General features: G+C 47.8%; 19 protein-coding genes. 6 read left to right on the top strand and 13 right to left on the bottom strand.

Annotated elements, in window-relative coordinates; all coding sequences use genetic code 11:
* Positions 1-155: 155 nt before the first annotated feature.
* Positions 156-302: an isochorismate synthase gene (locus tag NG795_RS00625; protein ID WP_367286738.1), complete on the top strand. Its 147-nt coding sequence runs from the start codon at positions 156-158 to the stop codon at positions 300-302.
* A 159-nt stretch (positions 303-461) separates the two neighbouring features.
* On the opposite strand, the gene NG795_RS00620 is transcribed toward NG795_RS00625, so the two are convergent.
* A complete protein-coding gene (locus NG795_RS00620) occupies positions 462-1,160 on the bottom strand; it encodes a diacylglycerol/polyprenol kinase family protein (RefSeq protein WP_367286737.1) in 699 nt (232 codons plus the stop codon).
* A 162-nt stretch (positions 1,161-1,322) separates the two neighbouring features.
* Between NG795_RS00620 and yidD the strand changes: the two genes are divergently transcribed.
* A complete protein-coding gene (yidD, locus tag NG795_RS00615; protein ID WP_367286736.1) occupies positions 1,323-1,562 on the top strand; it encodes a membrane protein insertion efficiency factor YidD in 240 nt (79 codons plus the stop codon).
* A 288-nt stretch (positions 1,563-1,850) separates the two neighbouring features.
* Here yidD and NG795_RS00610 read toward each other — a convergent pair whose 3' ends face one another.
* Both NG795_RS00610 and NG795_RS00605 read right to left on the bottom strand, forming a co-directional pair.
* On the bottom strand, positions 1,851-2,051 hold the full coding sequence (locus tag NG795_RS00610; protein ID WP_367286735.1) for a hypothetical protein: 201 nt from the start codon (positions 2,049-2,051) through the stop codon (positions 1,851-1,853).
* A gap of 277 nt (positions 2,052-2,328) precedes the next feature.
* Positions 2,329-2,631 (bottom strand): Calvin cycle protein CP12, encoded by a 303-nt coding sequence (locus tag NG795_RS00605; RefSeq protein ID WP_367286734.1) that lies wholly within the window; start codon positions 2,629-2,631, stop codon positions 2,329-2,331.
* A 263-nt stretch (positions 2,632-2,894) separates the two neighbouring features.
* Here NG795_RS00605 and NG795_RS00600 point away from each other — a divergent pair, with 263 nt between their 5' ends.
* Positions 2,895-4,373 (top strand): protein adenylyltransferase SelO, encoded by a 1,479-nt coding sequence (locus tag NG795_RS00600; RefSeq protein ID WP_367286733.1) that lies wholly within the window; start codon positions 2,895-2,897, stop codon positions 4,371-4,373.
* Positions 4,374-4,624: 251 nt separating this feature from the next.
* On the opposite strand, the gene NG795_RS00595 is transcribed toward NG795_RS00600, so the two are convergent.
* Positions 4,625-4,870 carry a ChaB family protein gene (locus tag NG795_RS00595; protein ID WP_367286732.1) on the bottom strand — a complete coding sequence of 82 codons (246 nt, stop codon included), beginning with the start codon at positions 4,868-4,870 and terminating at the stop codon, positions 4,625-4,627.
* 294 nt (positions 4,871-5,164) lie between these two features.
* Here NG795_RS00595 and NG795_RS00590 point away from each other — a divergent pair, with 294 nt between their 5' ends.
* Complete coding sequence (locus NG795_RS00590) at positions 5,165-5,326, top strand: DUF2256 domain-containing protein (protein WP_207089695.1); 162 nt, start codon at positions 5,165-5,167, stop codon at positions 5,324-5,326.
* A gap of 102 nt (positions 5,327-5,428) precedes the next feature.
* Positions 5,429-6,364, top strand: a complete 936-nt coding sequence (locus tag NG795_RS00585) for an isoaspartyl peptidase/L-asparaginase (protein WP_367286731.1) — start codon at positions 5,429-5,431, stop codon at positions 6,362-6,364.
* Positions 6,365-6,871: 507 nt separating this feature from the next.
* Here the strand turns inward: NG795_RS00585 and NG795_RS00580 are convergent.
* The 6 genes from NG795_RS00580 to NG795_RS00555 form a co-directional block, all read right to left on the bottom strand.
* A complete protein-coding gene (locus tag NG795_RS00580; protein WP_367286730.1) occupies positions 6,872-7,063 on the bottom strand; it encodes a hypothetical protein in 192 nt (63 codons plus the stop codon).
* A gap of 147 nt (positions 7,064-7,210) precedes the next feature.
* Complete coding sequence (gene glmU, locus NG795_RS00575; protein ID WP_367286729.1) at positions 7,211-8,569, bottom strand: bifunctional UDP-N-acetylglucosamine diphosphorylase/glucosamine-1-phosphate N-acetyltransferase GlmU; 1,359 nt, start codon at positions 8,567-8,569, stop codon at positions 7,211-7,213.
* A 123-nt stretch (positions 8,570-8,692) separates the two neighbouring features.
* The gene (locus NG795_RS00570) at positions 8,693-9,754 is read right to left on the bottom strand and encodes a response regulator (RefSeq protein WP_367286728.1); all 1,062 of its coding nucleotides are present in this window, start codon (positions 9,752-9,754) and stop codon (positions 8,693-8,695) included.
* Positions 9,755-10,086: 332 nt separating this feature from the next.
* Positions 10,087-11,040: a tRNA (5-methylaminomethyl-2-thiouridine)(34)-methyltransferase MnmD gene (locus NG795_RS00565; protein ID WP_367286727.1), complete on the bottom strand. Its 954-nt coding sequence runs from the start codon at positions 11,038-11,040 to the stop codon at positions 10,087-10,089.
* Positions 11,028-13,049, bottom strand: coding sequence for an N-6 DNA methylase (locus NG795_RS00560; protein ID WP_367286726.1), 2,022 nt, complete (start codon positions 13,047-13,049; stop codon positions 11,028-11,030). Before NG795_RS00560 ends, NG795_RS00565 begins: the two co-directional genes overlap by 13 nt.
* A 185-nt stretch (positions 13,050-13,234) precedes the next feature.
* Positions 13,235-14,239, bottom strand: coding sequence for an N-acetylglucosamine kinase (locus tag NG795_RS00555; RefSeq protein ID WP_367286725.1), 1,005 nt, complete (start codon positions 14,237-14,239; stop codon positions 13,235-13,237).
* Positions 14,240-14,423: 184 nt separating this feature from the next.
* Here NG795_RS00555 and NG795_RS00550 point away from each other — a divergent pair, with 184 nt between their 5' ends.
* Positions 14,424-17,018 (top strand): M1 family aminopeptidase, encoded by a 2,595-nt coding sequence (locus NG795_RS00550; protein WP_367286724.1) that lies wholly within the window; start codon positions 14,424-14,426, stop codon positions 17,016-17,018.
* 132 nt (positions 17,019-17,150) lie between these two features.
* Here the strand turns inward: NG795_RS00550 and NG795_RS00545 are convergent, their stop codons facing one another.
* The 3 genes from NG795_RS00545 to NG795_RS00535 all read right to left on the bottom strand — a co-directional run bounded on the left by NG795_RS00545 (position 17,151) and on the right by NG795_RS00535 (position 20,644).
* Positions 17,151-17,504 carry a slr1659 superfamily regulator gene (locus tag NG795_RS00545; protein WP_367286723.1) on the bottom strand — a complete coding sequence of 118 codons (354 nt, stop codon included), beginning with the start codon at positions 17,502-17,504 and terminating at the stop codon, positions 17,151-17,153.
* Positions 17,505-17,585: 81 nt separating this feature from the next.
* Positions 17,586-18,176 (bottom strand): slr1658 family protein, encoded by a 591-nt coding sequence (locus NG795_RS00540; protein WP_367286722.1) that lies wholly within the window; start codon positions 18,174-18,176, stop codon positions 17,586-17,588.
* Positions 18,177-18,199: 23 nt separating this feature from the next.
* Positions 18,200-20,644, bottom strand: coding sequence for a SpoIIE family protein phosphatase (locus NG795_RS00535; RefSeq protein WP_367286721.1), 2,445 nt, complete (start codon positions 20,642-20,644; stop codon positions 18,200-18,202).
* Between the last annotated feature and the right edge of the window lie 66 nt (positions 20,645-20,710).

The following is a 20,710-nucleotide window of genomic DNA, read 5'->3' as shown; positions in this document are numbered from 1 at the left end:
GGGGATTCAACTATTGCGAACTAATAAGTTATCCTAAAAAATATTGCAAAAGTGACCGCTTCCTAGGGAAGTCAGGTAAAGTAAAAAGTAACGAGGTCTAGGGATTGCGATCGCTGACTCGGTTAACCTAAATAAACCTGATGAGGAGTTTTATCATGAACCTTTCAAAAACCATTGGTGACTTTTTCCAACACGTCTCAGAAGCAGCCGCTCGAATCTTTGGACCCAACGATGACAAATATCCGGAAACCGGGGTTCAACCCTTTGACGGCGATCCCAACCGAGAAGAAGAATGGTCCTAGGTCCTATTAGGACAGGAGGGTAAAAAAAACTGAGTGTTGAAATTAGTTGAAATACATAAAAAGAACCCCATCCCTACCCTATCCTTACCGATGGGGTTCTTTTTATGGAGAATTTGATAAAAAACCTCTCCAGAGTACGAGAAGTTCCAGGGACAACCCTTACAAAACTTGATGCAAGAAAAAGCAGAACGCTGCACTCCCAATGGGAACCGTGAGATTATCAATTCCCAGTTTAGAAAACGCTTCTAAGACGGTCGCTACCCCTGCCACCCCAAGGGCAATTAACCCAATATTCCAGAGATTTCCCTCTACAAGGGCTAAGATAGAAGCGGTGACCATAAAACTAACTATAGCCATCGTAGCGGACCCTTCTAAACTCTTCTTTTCTCCCCAAAGTTGATAGGGATGCTGACCGAACCGCTGACCGATTAAAGCGGCTAAACCATCTCCATAAGTCATGATTAAAATCCCGATCGCGGCATATTGAGGAAGTTCTAACGGCCAAAACCAGGCCACCAAGATGCCAATACTAATGGCATAGAAAAATGTTCCTAAACTTTGGCGTCCGACACTATTAATTCCCGGGAGAATCGGAAATTTGTAAGAAATCAGGGCAATCGCCCCGGCTATAATAGAAGCAGCGATCGCCACCCAACCGGGAATCTGTAGCCACCATGCCAACAACATCACATTGCCGGTGCCAATATGAACGACTTTGCGAACCACTTCGGAATCAGTTTGGGTAAAACGATGCAACCCCTCAGCAACAATCAGTAGCAACCCCAACCACAACCCAACGGCTGCTACTTGTAACCCCAGGGGTAAAATGGATTCTAATGGGAATAGGGAAGTTAACACAGAATTCAATGACTAAAATATCTTAAAGGTTTCTATGAGTGTAGGGGATTGAGGCCATCGGGCGATCGTCAACCTCTAAAAAATTTAAGACTTCCCGAGATTAGGGAGTCCCAGAACGAGTCAAAATAAATAAACCCTGGCAATTTTCTATTCGATTAAGTTATGAAATGGCTGATGATTCGGTTAATTCGAGGATATCGACTGTTAATTTCTCCGTTATTTCCGCCTACTTGTCGATTTCATCCAACTTGTTCCCAATATGCAATCGAGGCGATCGACCGTTTTGGACCCAGGCGGGGGGGGTGGATGGCATTCCGTCGGGTGTTGCGCTGTCATCCGTTACATCCGGGGGGATATGACCCTGTACCGGAGGTGCCTGAAAAAACTACTGAATCAGTGTGACGGGAAAAATAAATTGAAAGCGGCAAGGTGCGTCAGATAGATATACTCACTCATTTGGTTAACTGATGATCTGATGCACCTGCGATCGGCTGGATAACGACTGAAGATAACGACTGAAGTCGTTACTACGAACGGGGAGACTGATGTTGGGTTGGTGAATAGTTGCGAACGACTGAAGATAACGACTGAAGTCGTTACTACGAACGGGGGAAGTGCTGAAGATAACGACTGAAGTCGTTACTACGAACGGGGGAAGTGATGTTGGGTTGGTGAACCGTGCGAATTTGATTAATCCATCATGCGGAGTCTGCCGCGTTTAGTGCTGTAGATGAGGCGATTGATAATATCTTGATGTTCCTCAGTCAGGGAGTTGCGTAAGATTGCCGTCCGCAGACGATAGCGATCGGTTTTTGTCATTTGGCCGGAGAACAAGATATCACCAAATAATTCTTCCAGGGTTTTGGGGTGCTTGCTATCAAAAATTTTCATAAGGGTTAAAGAGAGTTCGTAAATAATTCTTTCAATTCTGGCGGCAAGAGGGAGATTTGGGTGCGATCGCATTCATGACTACCCTGCGATCGAGATCATACTTGACCTCGATGCCGATCGCTGACAACCGAGTTTCCGGCAGTTGAAGCGATCAGCAGTACCGTATTTTTGACTAAATTTCCAAAATTGTAATAATTTTTAATCTAAAAAATAAATAAAAAAAAGCCCAATCTGGAGAGTAAGATTGGGCCACAAAATCAACTATTTTACTGGAGAATTAAACATCGTAAATCTTAGCTTCAGAAGCATCTGGATGCTCTAAACAGTAGCGTTCAAAAGCCGATTTTGGTTGTTGGGTTCTTCTGTGTGCTGCGACGCTGAGGAGTTCCTCGACAATATCCCATGCTACTGCACTTTCGGGAGATTCAATGCCTTTTGCTGCTGCGATCGCCCTGGCTTCGTCCCGTGCCATTTCAATGCGTAGGCTCAGGGGAATGGTATTGCCTTGATTCCCCTCGGAATTTGACCCATGATTCCGGGTATTTGCGAGCCTTTGGGTTCTAGTTAAAACTTGAGCCATGACGGATTACCTCATCCAAAAATTAATAGGTTTCTCAAGCACCCGACTCTAGTCGATTCCTTCAAGCAAACCTCATACTTGTATTGTAGCTTGACCACCCGACCTTGGAGGTGTAAATAACCGTAACACTTTATTGCAAAAGGTTTTAAACCCCCAAAAACCCCACCCTGAAAGCCTTTCCGTGGGACTGCACCTCATTTATCATTCCAAAACATTAAAATAGATTAAAATAGAACAAGACAATGTAAAGAACCGTTGCTTTTATGACTGTTGCTGACTCTGCTCAAGCTCGAAAACGCGCCAATCCATTTCTGTCTCTGCACCTTGAAACTGCCCTAGAATCCTTGGGTGAAGACTACTACGATATCGTTCCGGCTGCTGAATTTCCCCAGCATCTTCTCCGATTTCGCAATGACGAATTATTACAAAAATTAGGATTAGAATCCTCAACCGTAACCGATGAAGATTTTATCGAAGCTTTTGGTTATTTTCAGGGGGTACGACCGTTTTTAGCCCTGCGCTATCATGGCTATCAATTTGGAGAATATAACCCCAATTTAGGCGATGGACGGGGTTTTGTCTACGCTCAAGTCCGGGGTACTGATGGCAAACTCTACGACTTTGGCACCAAAGGCAGTGGCAGAACCCCTTATTCCCGTCATGCTGATGGACGGTTAACCCTAAAAGGTGGAGTCCGAGAAGTTTTAGCAGCGGAAATGTTGCATCGGATGGGAGTTAGAACCTCTCGCTGTTTAAGCTTAGTTGAAACCGGCGAACAATTGTGGCGAGGAGACGAACCCTCTCCTACGCGATCGTCCGTGATGATCCGCTTTAGTGAATCTCATATTCGATTTGGCACCTTTGAACGGTTGCACTATTTAGGACGAAAAGATTTAATTGAAAAACTCTTAGATTGGGCGATCGCCCATTATTATCCCCACCTCAATGATACTCTACCGCCCTTGACTTCCCAGGGTACGGGAAACCCGAAAGAGAAATATGCCCGATTTTATCAAGAATTGGTGCAACGGGTGGCTACTTTAACGGCACAATGGATGGCAGCCGGATTTTGCCATGCGGTGTTAAATACTGACAATATGTCCATCACTGGGGAAAGTTTCGATTATGGACCTTTTGCCTTTATTCCAACTTACAATTTAAAGTTTACAGCCGCCTATTTTGACTATTATGGGCGCTACAGTTACGGCAATCAACCCGCCATCTGTCGCTGGAACCTGCAAATGTTGCAAGTGCCTTTAAAGGCTGTGATTGATGAGGCGGACATGGAAGCCGCTTTAGAAGAATATTACGACCATTATAACCGAGAATATCGCCAACTGATGCTGAGTAAGTTGGGATTTGGGAAAGAAATGCCAGAAGAGGCAGCAACGGAGTTGGTGCAATTAACTTTGCAACTTTTGGCGGAGTCTCAGGTGGAGTATCCGGAATTCTTTTGGCAACTCAGACAGCAGTTTTGTCCGGAGTGGAGGGAAAACAGTGACTGCATTTTTGGCACTCTGGAAACCGAGTCAGAACTGTTCGCATCTTGGCAACAAGCCTATTTCCATTTATTGCAGTTTGTGGGAACAGCGGATTTAGAGTTAATGCGAGAACGGATGGCTAAATACAATCCAGAAACGGTGATACTCCGGCCTAAAATTGAGGCGGTTTGGGAACCGATCGCTCAGGAAGATAATTGGCAGCCGTTTTATGATTTGTTGGACCAAATTAAAAGGAATTAGAACTTTATAGCGGTTCCCAGACTTGGGGGGATATAGATATTTATAGGAGTGCGAGCATCTTGCTCGCTTGTCTTAATAGCGAGCAAGATGCTCGCACTCCTATAAAATTTACCTCATAACACTGGGGAACGCTTTATAACATTGCAAAGCGTGCCAAAAAGGACAGGGGAATACCCTGTCCTTTTTTTTATGAAAACCTATTTGCGATCATTGCGATCGCATCCCTAATTGAGTCGCTCCAAATTCCGATTTTAGGCTCCGGGCATAGTCCCCGTGGGGCTGCGATGAGCACCAACTTGGGGACGTGGATGCCATTTGCCATCACTTCCTTCCTCATAGCTACTCCGCAGGGAATTCCAGGCCACATCTGTAGCTGCGCCATCGCTCATTCCATTGGAGGAAGCGCTATTATAAGCGGTGAAGAAAATATTTTGTGCGCCTTCAGGTAGTTTTTCTTTTACATCGTTGGGTAAATCTTCTTTTGTTTGGTAAGCCATCATTAATTCTCCTAATTTACTGAGTTTTACAATAGATTCAATTAAATCAAAATTTTCCAGAAAAACCCTCTACCGTCAGGATGAATCAAAAAATACATTTCACTCAATTTATACCCCGCATCCGACCGAATATCTGTCTTAGGGTAGGTGCGAGAAATAATCCATTTTTATAGACATTAAATCACTGAAAATTCAGGCGATCGCCCTCTAACTCGGCCTTAACCCTGAGCAGGCTTTCCCATCCGGTGAAAATGGCTTATAATACAACCCAAACCGCAGCAAGAATTAACCTTTATGGGCCGAGTCCGAGCAAAAGCTGACTTTCCCGAAAAAATCTGCCCCGTCTGTCAACGTCCCTTTACCTGGCGGAAAAAATGGGCGGATTGTTGGGATGAGGTGAAATACTGCTCGGAACGCTGTCGCCGTCGCCGTTCCCAAGCTCAATCCCTAGAATAAACTGGGGAATCTCCCCAAAATGCCCCCATTAGTGGCTGGCAAAGGGTACTCTTTGGGTTACCATAAAAGATTGGATATTAACCGAAGGCAGAGGCTGAATTCATGACAACGGGTGCGGTACAACCCAAGCTGATCATTCACGGTGGCGCGGGGAACTCTCTTAAAGACAAAGGTGGACTTGAAGCGGTGCGCGGCGCGCTCCATACCATTATAGAGGAAGTGTATGGTATCTTAATGCAAGGGGCCTCTGCCACGGAAGCGGTGGTGCGCGGATGCAAACTCCTGGAAGACGAACCGCGTTTTAATGCCGGGACAGGTTCGGTGTTGCAATCTGATGGACAAATTCGGATGAGTGCAGCATTAATGGATGGCACTTTGCAACGCTTTAGCGGAACAATCAATGTCTCTCGGGTTAAAAATCCCATCGATTTAGCCCTATTTTTACAGAATTCCCCCGATCGCGTGTTGTCGGATTTCGGTTCAGCAGAATTGTTGCGCGAATTGCAACTGCCGATTCATAATCCACTCACGGATAAGCGGTTGCAGGAGTGGATGGAGGAACGCAAAGATAATTTTTCCCGCAGTATGGCGAATGTGGTGGCAGAATCCTCGGGACGGGGAACGATTGGGGTTGTGGTACTCGATCGCGAGGGTAAAATTGCTGCAGGAACCTCCACGGGAGGGAAAGGATTTGAGCGAATCGGGCGCGTCAGCGATTCGGCAATGCCTGCGGGAAATTACGCCAATCCCAAGGCGGGAATTAGTTGCACAGGAATTGGGGAAGATATTATCGATGAGTGTCTCGCGGCGCGAATTGTGGTGCGTGTGACGGATGGATTATCGTTGATGAATGCTTTTGAGCGATCGTTTGCAGAAGCGGAACGGAATAAACGAGATTTCGGGGCGATCGGGATTGATGCTACAGGCGCGATCGCCTGGGGTAAAACTTGTGAGGTGGTTCTCGCTGCCTATCACACCGGCGATCGCATCGGCGATGCCTTGGAAATGAGTCCAGAAATGGGTGTCGGCATCGCCTAGGTGAGTTCAATGGGACCAGAAACCGGGTTTCTGAACCAGATTGTTGCAAGTTAGCAGAATTTTGGGCAAGAAACCCGGTTTCTAACTCTGGGTGAGGGGACCCGAAACTTTTCTCCCCAAAAAATATCAGTTCAAGGTATTGACAATCGTAGCATCTTGACAGAGAATAAAATAATGGGAGTGTGTGCGCCCATATATATCGAAATCTGAGAGCGGAAAATTCCACAAGGAAGCTCTCTCTACCGATGAGTAGAGTAGTCTACTCCGCTAGTTCTCACAGAAGGCAGAGAGACAGTTCCCTCCTCAGACAGACCACTGAAGCGGATAGGTTCGCTACAGTAGATATATAGATTCAAGCGCATCAAAAGAAAGTTGGGTGCTGAACTTCAGACCGACCGAGTAAGCTGTCATCCTAAATTGACAGAAGGTCTGGATACTTTATAGAGAACCAATTATACGAATCAGTCCCGTCAGAGTTTCTCTGGCGGGATTATGATTATTAGGGGGTTACTGAAACAATAGAGAATACCCCAAAAACAGCCCCCAACCTGCCACGGCAAAAAAGGCGAACAATCCCACCATAATTTCAAAGGACCACCTAACCTTCAAGGTTCCGAGTAAGGGGGTAGCAGAAATTAACAGTAAAACAAAGAAGAGGGAGAATAACCAAATCATGATGTGACTCCAGAATAAAGACAAGATGCCCTTTTCTAGTTTATCGAGTTTCTGAGGATGTTGGGGGTTCTGGGGTTTTCGGAGGGAGGATTAAGTCTAAAGCATTAACGCATTCTCCCCAATCCTCATAGCGGCAGGTTGAACCCTGCCGCTTATCCCTGAAGGGAGTTCCTACTCTTTCGCCTTCAGTTTCCAGCCTTTTTTGACCACTTGTCTGGCGCGGGCGATCGCCAAACTGTCATCTTCCACATCGTCGGTAATCGTCGAACCGGCGGCAATGGTGACGTTTTCGCCGAGTTTGACTGGCGCAACTAAGACGCTATTAGAACCCGTTTTCGTCCCACTGCCGATTTGGGTGGGATGTTTGTTTACGCCGTCGTAATTGGCGGTAATGGTTCCGGCACCGATGTTCACCCGATCGCCAGTGGTGGTATCGCCTAAATAGGATAAGTGAGATACATTGCTGCGATTTCCTAACTTTGTATTTTTCAATTCTACAAAGTTACCAATCCGGCAGCCTTCTCCCACCTGGGCCTGACCGCGTAAGTGAGCGTAAGGTCCGACACGGGTTCCGGCAGCTACGGTACTGTCTGTGATCACCGAGTATAAAACCGTTGCCTGATCCCCTATCTGACTATTTTCAATCAGTGTCCCGGGACCGATGCGAGAACCGGAACCGATGGTGGTTTGTCCGCGCAGGTGGGTTTGGGGTTCGATGATGGCACCCGGGGCGAGGGTCACCGTATCATCGATGGTAATGCTATCCGGGTCGATGAGAGTGACCCCAGCGGCCATCCAGTCATCTTTGACCCGAGTTTGCAAAATTTGATAGGCCGTTGACAATTGCTTGCGATCGTTGATGCCGAGAATTTCCTGGTAATCCTCCACATCTAAAATCCGCACAGGATTTAAGTAATTAACCGCATCAGTCAGATAATATTCTGCCTGATCGTTCTCCGATTTTAATTGGGGTAAAACCTTGGCTAAGTCCGGCCAACGGAAACAGTAAACACCGGCATTAATGCGCCGATTCTGCTTTTGATCGGCGGTACAATCCCGGTCCTCAATAATTTCCTTGAGCAGGTTTTCGCTGTCACAAAAGACCCGGCCATACCCTTTGGGGTCGGGTAGTTGCGCGGTGAGAATGGTGGCGGCATTCCCTTGTTCTTTGTGGGTATCCAGTAGCCGCTTAATGGTTTCTGGTCGTAAGAGGGGGACATCGCCATTTAAAACCAACAAATCCCCGGTAAAGTCTTTTAAATAGGGAATTACCTGTTGGACGGCGTGACCCGTTCCTAATTGCTCTGTTTGTTCGACAAATTCTAAAGTGTCAAATCGTTGAATCAGTTCGTTTTGGACGAGTTCCCCTCGATAGCCGACGATAATTAAACGTCGGGAAGGTTGAATTGCCGAGAGACTATCGAGTACCCGTTCAACCAGCGATCGCCCCCCCAAAGGATGTAAGACCTTGGGAAGGTCTGATTTCATGCGTGTCCCGCGTCCAGCGGCTAAAATCGCTACTGCTACCATTTTCTTTGAGCCCGTTAATCTCAACGGAGTATAGCGCGGTTTCCGCTCTATTGAAGCAAACACATCCACAATGACATCCCGATCGCCACAGTTAAGGGCGCTCGCCCCGGGGAAAACCGGGGCCTAGCCATTGGCAAGACGCCAACTTCCGGCGATCGCAGCGGGTTCTTCTGATTCAATCAGGTGAATGCGATTGACTGCCCTTGCCGGTTCTCCCATCTCCGTCGTCCGAATAAAAGTCGTAAATTGTTCCACCAGTTGCGGGTTACGCCATCCCTTCGCCGTTTCTTCAGCCATAATTTCCAGGGCTTTTTCTGAGGTAAACGCCTGTTTATAGGGCCGTTCGCTGGTGAGGGCATCGTAAATGTCCACCACTTGAAACACTTGGGCAATGTAGGGAATTTCATCCCCCACCAACCCATCGGGATATCCCGTCCCATCCCATCGTTCGTGATGATGGCGAATCAGAGGACGGACGCCGCGCATGGTTCGCAGGGGTAGACAAATTTTCTCCCCAATCACCACGTGCTGTTTCATGATTTCCCACTCTTGGGCGGTGAGTTTCCCGGTTTTGAGTAACACCCCATCGGGAATCCCCACTTTGCCGATGTCATGGAGGTATCCCCCCCACATTAAATCGCGAATTTCATTGCGGGAAAGGTGGAGAAACTCGCCAAACGCTTGTCCACGAGAGACCAATCGTTCGCAGTGGTCCCCGGTATTGGGGTCGCGACTTTCCACAGTCCGGGCAATGGAAAAGAGGACTTGTTCCGCATGGTCGAGGTCCTCATTGAGCCGTTTTTGGCGGACAAGGGATTTCACTCGGGCGGATAGTTCTAGATGATCGAAGGGTTTAGTCAGGAAGTCATCACCTCCCGCTTCAATCCCCCGGATCCGCGATCGCCGATCATTGAGTGCGGTCACGAAAATGATGGGAATCAGGCGGGTTTGCTCATCTTGTTTCAGATGGCGGCATACCTCAAATCCATCCATTCCAGGCATCATGACGTCCAGCAGAATTAAATCGGGCTGGGTTTCCTTCACACAAGCCAGGGCACTAGGGCCACTGTCAGCTTCCAGAATTTCATACCCTTCTACGGACAAAAGAGCCACTGCCGTCATCCGGCTGGCTGGATGATCGTCTACGACGAGAATTTTGGACTGTTCTGCATCAAGGAAGTTCACAGACAAACACCTTGCTCTGAGTATTTCTATTAGCTAGTTCTGCGTCAAGCGACTGAGTAAATTAATCGCTTTTGGTACTATCTCTGACTATCTTTACATTATTTGGACCGCGTTTGTTTAAAAAATCCGCTGTTTTACAGAGACTTTATAAAGAATGCCGGAGTTTTTCCGGTCTCGGCCATCTTTTTTAAAAAATGTAAAGTTTTTCTCATTGACCGCGATGAGATTTTACCTTCATCGCCTTCTCGATTATAGCGGGCCGATCAGGTTAACCGGGGTTTAGGTTACCTCCCCGCCTAACTATCTGCCCCTGTAAAGCGATTGATCCCTCACTATTTTTCTGCAATGCTGGCCCATCTTTTTTTCCAATTAGAGGTCGGTTCTAAGGGGGATAAGTCTTGCTCCTGTTGACGCCGTTGGCGAATTTCCTCAGCGGTATCCGACAGGGTGGGGTCTCGATAGGGAATCGCCGCCCGAGTCTGTAGATGCTCCTGTTCTTGGGGGGAAAGAGGGGGTAAATCGCGATCGCAAAAACTCGCCACAGTTCCGGGCGATCGTCGGCCCACCGGCGCAGTGGCCCCAATTTTCAAGCCTGCCGCCATTAATGCCGTTCTCACCGAGGCCGAACAAGAATAAGTTGCCAATCTTCCCGTCGGACTCAAACAGCGCGCCACCCACCCTAAAAACTCAACGGTCCACAGTTGCGGACAATGGGGAGGGGAAAACGGGTCTAAAAATATGGCATCGGCTTGAAACCCTTGATTCACCACCTGTTGAATGGTTTTTCGGGCATCTCCCAGCCATAAAGTCCCTTGGAACTGGGGGGTACTCACCGTCCTGGCACACCTAGATTCACCCTGCAACTCTAGGACCGAGCAATGGACTCCCGGGATAGTCGATTCGCCCTCTGCTTCTGCGCTAACCAGTGCAGCTAGAAGTTTGGGAATGGGCGATCGCCAACTTTGAAGTAACCCTTGGGCGATCGCGGCTTGGGGAATCGCGGCATCCAATTCCAACCCGACCCACTCCACCCAACAAGCTGGATTAATTGACCAAATCGTCTCTAATGCTGATGCGGTATTGTACCCCAATCCATAACACAAGTCAAGCACTCGCACCTGGGGATTTTGGGCTTTCTCCGCTAACTCCGTGGGTTCTACAAATTTACACCGCGCCTCTTGGCGCGCCCCGTGGTACGAATGAAACAGCTCGCCAAATTCCGGGGAATAAAACGTAAAAGACCCATCAGAGGTCTGTTGAGGCGTCAAGGGCATCATTTCTGCCATAAGTCTGGGTTACATCCTGCAATTAATTCTAAACAAGCTTGGCGGGCCAATTTTCGAGCTTCTATTCGGTGTTGAATCGTCTGTTTAACCATCTGCGCGATGTTGTCCCGACGCCCTTGATCCTTGGGAATCGGTAAAATCAACTCCTGAATTCGATTCCCTAGAGAATCAATAATATCCTGGGTTAAACGCTTTGCCAAGATTTGTTTTTGCACCGGGACTGAACTTAGGGCCGCCAACAACAAATAACAACAGAAAGGACAGGTTTCCCGAACGCGCAATTTATAGAAATGACTTTGATAAAGGATGTGCGTATCATCAGCGGTAATCAACGCACAAGTTCCAATTAAATAAGTGCCATCGCGCACCATCAAAATATCTCCCTCGCGCAGGTCCTGTTTTGCAGCTAAGGATTGATAAATTTCTTCACTCACCGAATGTTTAGGGTCGGCTTTAATTTCCCAATTAGAAATATCTGAAGTGCGGATAAAAGGAATATTTCCTGTCCCATAGGCCAATTTTCCCACTTCATCGCCACTGCTGACCTCTATCATCCCTTGGGATATCAAATCTCCCATAGAAATAAAGTCATGACTGTTTTGGAGGTTGGCTAATTCTGAAATAGCAGCGGGATTGTAATAATGCGGGGCTAAAATGCCATTTTGAATGCGATCACAAGTCATCCAATAGCCTAACTGACTCGGTTTCCTTAAAATTCCTTTTTCATAGTCTCGGTAGCGGGCGGCAATTTCCGGTAAATCATCTCGGTCAATCGGTTGTCCCCGGCTATCCCGTCCGCACCATTGAGCCTCCGCCATGAAAATAGAGGGGTTGCTTTCATCCTCTGCTGTTATCCCCAATTTTTTTTGTAATAAAAGGAGACAAGTTTTGGTATGTGTGCCGCCTTTTCCGGAGATTTTAAATAACACATCGGGCATTCCAATCACGGCTTTAATCACAGATTTTGACTGGATATAATCCACCACATACCGATAGGTTTTGCTAGAAATTAGACTTTCAGGAACCACCATGCCAATCCGACCTCCGGGCCGAACCAGGGATAAACATCGTTCCATAAATAAGACCTGGGGGGGTACAGAAGGTTGCAATTTGGGCAGTTTTTTAAAAGATAGGCTATCTTTTTCTAACCGCCATCGATATCCCAATTCAAAGGTAGCCTGAACCTGGGGAGATGCGGCAACAATGCGACTCCCAAAGGGAGGATTGGTCAGGACAATATCAAATTCACCGACCTGAGTTGGGAAGGGCAAAGGCTGGGAATTGGATGAATTATTGTCAGGATTTATGGCAAAATTGGGGGCGAGAGATTCCAGTTCCCAAGCGAGGGAATCCGCACAAAAGACCTGAGCCGATTTGAGGGTCAACAGAGATAAACGAGTTGCCGCTAATCCGGCGAGATACTGGTCTTTATCTAGTCCAAAAACTGTAGAGAGGATTTGTGGAACAGAGGCACCGGCTGTTTTTAAATGGCGAGCCGCCACACTTAAAAATCCACCCGCCCCACAAGCTGGATCAATGAGGGTTTCTCCAGGACGAGGATTGACTAAAGCCACCAATAAGGCGATCGCATTCATTGGCGTAAAAAACTGCCCTTCCTGTCCGCGAATCTGTGACCCCATAAACACTTCATAGATGTCTCCAAAGGGGTCATGAAGGGGGGTTTCCAAGTTAGCAGTATTCAGCAGGATATCAATTTGAGCCAGACTATGAGGGTCGAGAAGCAAAGGTTGCTCAGGGGGAAACAGGGTCGGCAAAAGTAGACGCAGTTGGGCAAAAGACTTATGATATCGACGGGCGATCGCCTCTACATTTGTTCTGTCATGAATCGGGTCAAATAAGGACGGATTTTGCTGAAAATACAGCTTGCAAAATAAGCATTTTATTGTTTCTTGCAGTAAGGTTTCATCCCGAGTTGCACCGAGGAAGCGACCCACGAGATAATTCCGAATCTGTCGATACACCGCTTTAGAATCTCGTTCTAGGTTCATGTTAAACCCAATCCAGATTGGGAAACGTATTTTTAAGTGTTATTTTAAATCCAACTCCCGTTGGCAGTGTTTTGATAGACCTTTAAAAGCCCGATTCCGGATAAGCTATGTCATAGGCTTTGCATCTTGCCCGCTTTTGTTATGACAAATGGTCCGCCAGAGACGCTATGAAAAACATCCCCTTATCAGGGGGACAGTACCCTCTTCCCGAGTCGTTCCAGGGCCAATAAACCGGCACCATAGGCGGGTTCATGGCGAGGGGAAATGACTTGAACTGCCGGAAATTGGGTGCGAAGGGACTCACCCAACCGATCGCCCAAATGGCAGACACTGCGCCAGACTCCGCCAATGGTGACCACCTCAAATGCCTGTTCCGGGGTAAAAAGGGCCGAGGCAACGGTTTGAGTCATCAGGACCAACTCAGCAGCAGCATCCTCCAGAATCTGGATGGCGATCGCATCTCCAGCAGCAGCAGCGCGATCGACCAAGGGAGACAATGCAGCAATTTCCGTCACCCCCCATCCCCGGCGATAGATGACTTCGATTAAGTCTTCTAACTGATTCAGGTTGAGATAATCTAGGAAAGCATCCGTGAGGACGGTTTTGGGTCCTCGCCCATCCTGCGATCGCGCCGCTGCCTTTAACCCCGCGATCGCAATTTGATACCCGCTGCCTTCATCTCCAAATCGATATCCCCAACCGCCTGCGCGTTTGCTTTCTCCCTGGGAATTGCAACCATAGGCGATCGAACCCGTACCGGCAACGATCGCCACCCCAGAGGCGGATCCCGTCCCTCCCACCAAGGCGATCGCGCAGTCATGAGTCACCACCACCCCATCAGAACCGAGTTTCCAGCGAATCGGCAGGGGACTCTCCGGGTACAACCCCGCCACCAAACCTTGCACCACCTGGACATCCGCCGGACGTCCCACCCCGGCCAAACCCACGCCAATTCCTGCGATCGCCACCCCTGGGAGTTCCTTCACCGCCAAGGCGATCGCCTGTGAGATGGACTCCCCTGCTGCCGCCAACCCAATGGTTTGATAATTCGATGGCCCTGCCTCACCCCGTCCGGCGATCGACCCAGTTTCATCCATAACCAAGCAAACCGTCTTGGTCCCTCCCCCATCAATGCCCAACACCCAGTCTGTGTTATCGTTAAACTCTGAATCCCTGACCCCATCACTCATTCCCAATTCTTAACCCCCTAACCTGAATCTACAACCCACCGCCACCGAGTCGCCTCCATACCTAGCTTACCCCTGCTGCCATCTATCCAGGGTGGTGATTATCACCGCAAAACGTTACCCTGTATAAGATAGCGTTCATTAGCTCAATTGCAGCAAATTCAGTCTTAAAGATAGATTCATCACCATGTCAAACCAATACTCTTATTTTGATACAGAAAACAACGGTCATAAAACCTTTGAACTCCCGGGGGCCAAACCCCATTACAATCCCGATCGCCCCGGACAAGTCGAACATATCTGCTTAGATTTGGCCCTTGACTTGGCGAATCAAAGCTATCAAGGGACTTGTAGCATTCGACTCATGCCCGTGAGAACCGGCATCGATCGCCTGACGTTAGATGCCGTCAACCTGAATATTCAGGAAGTCACCGTCAGCGATACCCCCCAACCCTTTGATTATGATGGGGAACGGTTAGACATTCACCTCACCCAACCCACTCAAGCAGAACATCCCCTCACCCTCGTAGTCACCTACGGGGTCGAACAGCCCCAACGTGGCATCTATTTTATCGCCCCAGATGCCCATTATCCTCAGAAATCCGTCCAAGTTTGGACCCAAGGGGAAGATGAAGATTCCCGCTTCTGGTTTCCCTGCTTTGACTACCCCGGACAACTCGCCACCTCAGAAATTCGCGTTCGGGTTCCCAAACCCTACCTCGCCATTTCTAATGGGGAACTGATTTCTACGGAAGAAGAAGGCGGCGATAAAATTTATCATTGGTTCCAAAAACAAGTTCATCCCACCTATTTAATGACCTTAGCGGTGGGAGATTTTGCCGAAATTTGTGATGAATGGAACGGCAAACCTGTGGTTTACTATGTAGCCAAAGGTCGGGAAGAAGATGCCCGTCGCAGCATGGGTAAAACCCCGCGCATGATGGAATATTTTAGTCAGGCATTTGGCTATGCTTATCCTTATCCTAAATATGCCCAAGTGTGCGTCGAAGATTTTATCTTCGGGGGCATGGAAAATACTTCAACTACCCTACTGACCGATCGCTGTTTGTTGGATGAACGCGCCCAACTGGATAACCAACGCACGGAAAGTTTAGTTGCCCATGAACTCGCCCACCAGTGGTTTGGGGATTTAGTGGTAATTAAACATTGGTCCCATGCCTGGATTAAAGAAGGGATGGCTTCTTATTCCGAGATGTTATGGACTGATGAAGAATATGGGGCAGAAGATGCGGCCTATTATTTGCTGAATGAAGCGCGGAGTTATTTGAATGAAGATAAAACCCGCTATCGGCGACCGATTGTCACTCACGTTTATCGGGAGGCGATCGAGCTTTATGACCGCCACTTGTATGAAAAAGGTGCTTGTGTTTATCACATGATTCGGGCAGAGTTAGGGGATGAACTGTTCTTTAAAGCCGTTCATACCTTTGTCAATGATAACGCTCATCAAACCGTAGAAACCGTGGACTTGCTGCGGGCCATTGAAAAGGCCACGGGTCGAAATTTGATGTTCTTGTTTGACCAATATGTGTATCGCGGGGGTCATCCCGATTACAAAGTCTCTTACAACTGGGATGGAGACAGCAAACTGGCGAAAGTGACTGTCACCCAAAGTCATGTCAAAACCACCGGGGAAAAAGGGAATGAGAAGGAGTTATTTGACCTCAAAATTCCCATTGGATTTGGGTACAAGAATGGCGAACCCCTGAAAACCTTTACGGTGCGCGTGAATCAGCGGGAACAGAGTTTCTACTTTGCCGTTGGGGAAAAGCCGAGTTATATTAGCTTTGATGTGGGAAATGCCACCCTCAAAACGGTGCATTTAGAGTATCCAGTCGCTGAATTGAAAGCGCAGTTACAATATGACCCTGACCCGGTATCGCGAATTTATGCGGCGATTGCCTTAGCGAAAAAAGGCGGATTAGAAGCGGTTAAAGCCCTTGGTTCTGCCTTAAAAACCGAACGGTTTTGGGGGGTGCGCTTAGAGGTTGCGAAACAACTGGGTAAGATTAAATTGGACCAAGCTTTTGACGAATTAATCGTCGGGTTAGCGGATGAAGATGCGCGGGTGCGATATGCGGTGGTGGAGACATTAGCACAGCATAAAACCCCGGAAAGCTATCAGGCGATCGCCCAAGTCTTGGAACAGGGAGATGCGAGTTATAATGTAGAAGCGGCAGCAGCAAGAGCAGTTGCCTCAATCTGTGCCGGAAAACGGAACGAACCTCTGGATGAAGGGGATGCGATCGCCCGTTTGCAAAAAGTGTTGCAGGAACGCGCCGGATGGAATGAAGTGGTACGCAGTGGGGCAATTTCTGGCTTAAGCAAGCTCAAAACCTCAGAAGATGCTCTCAATATCATTCTGGATTATACCGCCAATGGTGTACCCCAACCCCTGCGATTAGCGGCAATTCGTGCCCTGGGTGGCATTTCGACAGGTCAAACTCCGGGGAATTTAGAGCGAATTTTGGACCGTCTTTCCGACTTATCTGCGGAAACTTTTTTCCTGACGCAAGTTGCGGTTGCCTCCGCCTTGGGACAAATGGAAACACCCAAAGCGATCGCCATTCTACAAAGTTTAGCGAATTCCACTCCCGATGGCCGAGTTCGTCGCGTTGCCGAAGAAGCTGTTTCTAAGGTTGAGAAAAATATCGGTTCCGATAAAGCGGTGAAGCAATTACGCCAAGAACTTGACCAGATTAAGAAAGAAAACCAGGAACTCCGCAGTCGCTTGGAACATTTAGAAGCGAAAACCAAATAAGACAGTGAGTTTCCATCCAGTCGGGTGCATCTGAATCATTTCACCCATTCAGAGAACAAAACCCACTTCAGCGGGTTTTGTTCTCTGAATTGTTCGACATCAAGGCTGAGGGTATTTTTTTTACAATCGGGATTATTCTAGGGTTAACTGTAAGTTAGGACAAAGTTTCAGTAAGTTTTGCAGCGACTTTCGTTGCCACGCAATTTCATCAGAACCGACCACTGCCAGTTTAATCTGAGTCTTTTTTCGCATAGAAATGACAAACTTAGAGAGCATACTAATCCCCGAACTATTCAGAAACTCCAGTTTGGTAAGGTCTAGGGTGATCGTGGGGGGATTGAGCTCAGCAATGTCATTCAATAACCGGGAGATCGGAGCATAATCTGCTGACCCTGTGAGACTGAGTTCTCCTTGAAGTTTAACCGTTACGGATTCCGGAATGTACTGTACACTGTAGTCTTCACCTTTGATTTCTTGAAAATTCATCTTCTATTGCCTCCGGAGCAGGTGCTCTGGTTAAAGTTTACCTGAACTGGACTCATTACGGTTAAAATCCAAACCATAAGGTTATAACACCAATTGAACCAGGGTGGTCGCTAGAAAGAGTCGGGGATGGTCGGGAATTGGGTCAAATTTCCAGCCTAATTTTGCAGAGTAGTCAATAATCATGGTCAGAAACCCCAGGCCAGAATCCTGACTATTTTCGTCTAGGGAATTTTGTTCCAGATGTTTCAGATATAGCTCTTGCGGGTCCGAGGAGAGCAGTTCTTCAATAAAGGCTTTAAAGCGATCGCCTGCTTCACGGGTCACCGTATTTCTGGACATTAAAACAATTATTTTTTCCGGACCATCGATGAAATGAATCCCAAATCTCACCGGATATTCATCCGAGGGACTATGAAATTTCATCGTATTTTCTAACAGTTCATTGGCCACATAGCTCACGGAAGCCTTGTAGTCTTGTTGACGCCGTTTAGCCGCAGGGTCATCTTCATCAATGGGCAAAAAGGTAGCCAGATAATCCGCAACAAAATAAGCCGAAAGTAAATTATTTCGCCAGCGGTTTTTAATGGGGCGAGAGTTAGCGGAAAATCCCAGATCTAAATAATCATGCCCGGGAGGTAAATCGGGAAGATAGTCTCCAAATATTTCACTCATGACCGTCTGAACTCCTTTCTAACCTATTTTTGTTTAATGACGACCAAAGTCATATCATCCAGCATTTTTTGGCCCTCAATGTACTCTCGGACATCTGCGATCACAGCCTGTTTAATTTCCTCAACAGATTGGTGCCAATGCTGAGTGATGAAGTCACACAATTGATTCACTCCATATCGTTGGTTGTCTCTATTTTTAGCCTCAGTAATCCCATCGGTATAAACCACGATGCCATCTCCGGAGTTGAGTTCCACACAAATCTGAGCAATAAAGTCAGTAATGTTTTCATCTAACCCGATGGGTAGGCCTAAATCCATTGTATCGACCCGCTCAATCTGTCCATCCGCACGGACCACCAGAATTTCCTCATGTTGTCCGCAGATACTCACTTGGCCCTGACTATAGTTTAACACAGCTAAAGTGAGATTTTTATCGGTCTTCATGCGCTGGACGTTGTGATAAATCGTGCGGTTGAGGGTGTCTAAAAACGTTACCGGGTCGGTTTCCCGACTCTCTTTGAGGGTGCGAACCGCTGTTTGGGTCATGACCATGAGGATCCCGCTTTCGAGTCCATGTCCAGTGACATCTCCAATGGCGATCGTCCCCACCCCATCATAATTGAGTACATCATAATAGTCTCCCCCCACTTCCTCCGCGCTTTCCATAAAAGCCGCAATTTCTAACCCCTCAATTGCGGTTAATTCTTCAGGTTGGGGTAACAGCAATTTTTGCAGTTGTTGAGTGACTTCCAATTCAGCACTCATGCGGATATTTTCCCCTTTGAGCTTCTCGCTCTCTTGTTGAGCATAGCGCCATTCGCTAATATCAATTCCCACAGATACCGTCGCTGTTCCTTGCTGATATTTCTGCACCACCATTAAATAATACCGGGGCTTACCCTGAACCACAATGCAAATTTCCTGGGATGCACAGAGGTCTGAACTGTTGAGAAACTGCTGCATAAACTCAGCATATTCATGACTATTTTGGGCGAACCCAATTTTTCGACCCACCATGTCTTCCGGGTCTAAATTCAGGCTATCGGCTAGATAACGGTTCACCCCGAGATAAGTTCCACTGGTATTAACCCAAGAAATCGAACCGGGAACTGCATTTAAAACCGCCTCAAGCTGTTCTTTGGAGGCGGCTAATTCTTGTTCGTGATGGGTCAGGTCACGGTTCGCCTGTTCTAAAGCGCTAAAAGAGGCTTTAAGCTGATCAACCATCTGGTTAAAAGAATCCGCCAGTTTTTCGAGTTCAATAATTCCTCGGGCATAAACATGGCGATCGAGTTGGCCGGTGGCGATTTGTTCCGAGGAGCGCGTCACCCGCAGAATAGGCCGTAAAATCCATTGAGCGATCGCCACCCCACAGGAAATCGAGACCATCAGGGCTAACAAACAGAGCACCACCGTCTGCTGAGTATTCTCATGAATTTCCTCCATGAAATCCGCTTCCGGTATCCCCACTAAAATCAACCAATCAATCCCGCGATCGTCCCGAAACGGCATCACTTGCAGAAAGTGCTTTCCACCTTCGAGGAAAAATTCTACCCCCTGGGATTGCTTAATATTCTCCAAAGACCCAAACTCAGCAATTAAGGCATTGAGGGCCGCATTTAAGCGCGGATTTTGACTTTGGGTGGCAGGCAGCCGTTGAGGTTCCTCCCCATCCCGTCCCGGAATCAAAGTAGCGGTTCGCGTCGAGGTGGCAACCAGTAAACCATTGCGTTCGAGGATAAATGCCTCGCCCGTTTTGCCAATCTTGAGGGTTTCTAAAAACTGGTTAATTCCTGAGACGGGGACATCCCATAAGAGCACTCCCAAAAACTGGCGATCGCGGTCATAAACCGGATACACCGCAGAAATATCCAACCGTTGCCCGATCGCACTGGGTTCAATCCCAGTCCAAATTGGCCTCCCCTCCGTCACCGCCTGTTGATACCAACGGCGAGTTCGGGAATCATAGTTAGGACGTTCCCGAAGCAATTCCCCCAGTTTCCCATCCTCCCCAGGAGCATAACGCTGTAAACTCCGCCCAGTTCGCTCATGGGACAACACCAGATAATGCTCTAAGGGGTTGACCCCCACAAACTCCCCCCGTTCATTGGCATAGGCGATCGTCCCCAAGTCCAAAAACTCGCGACTTTGTTCCCAAAAATACTCCAGCAGCACTTCCGGGTCCTCTCGGTCAAGTGCATTTTTACGAAACACTTGGGCATTCAGATGATGTACCACATGGGGTCGATCTAAATAACGCTGCACCTCTTCTCGCACTCGGAGGGCAATTTCCCCCCGCAGTTGACTGGCAAGTTCATTGACGGTTTGCTGTCCACTGCGAAAGGACAACCACCCCACCAGTCCAGTGGAGAGCAAGACAGGAATAATAAACGGAACCACCAGAACCGTGCGAAGGCGAAATTTCCCCAAGGATTGGAACCGAGGGCGGGTCAAGAGAATGGGTTTCATGAATTGCGGCTTATGGACTGGAGAGGACTGGGTAAGCATCGAACGGAGTGTAAATGTAAAAAAGTG

The organism is Laspinema palackyanum D2c, assembly GCF_025370875.1.
In the GTDB taxonomy this organism is placed as follows: domain Bacteria; phylum Cyanobacteriota; class Cyanobacteriia; order Cyanobacteriales; family Laspinemataceae; genus Laspinema; species Laspinema palackyanum.
The sequence above is the reverse complement of the archived record's forward strand: the minus strand, read 5'-3'. Positions and strand labels throughout refer to the sequence as shown.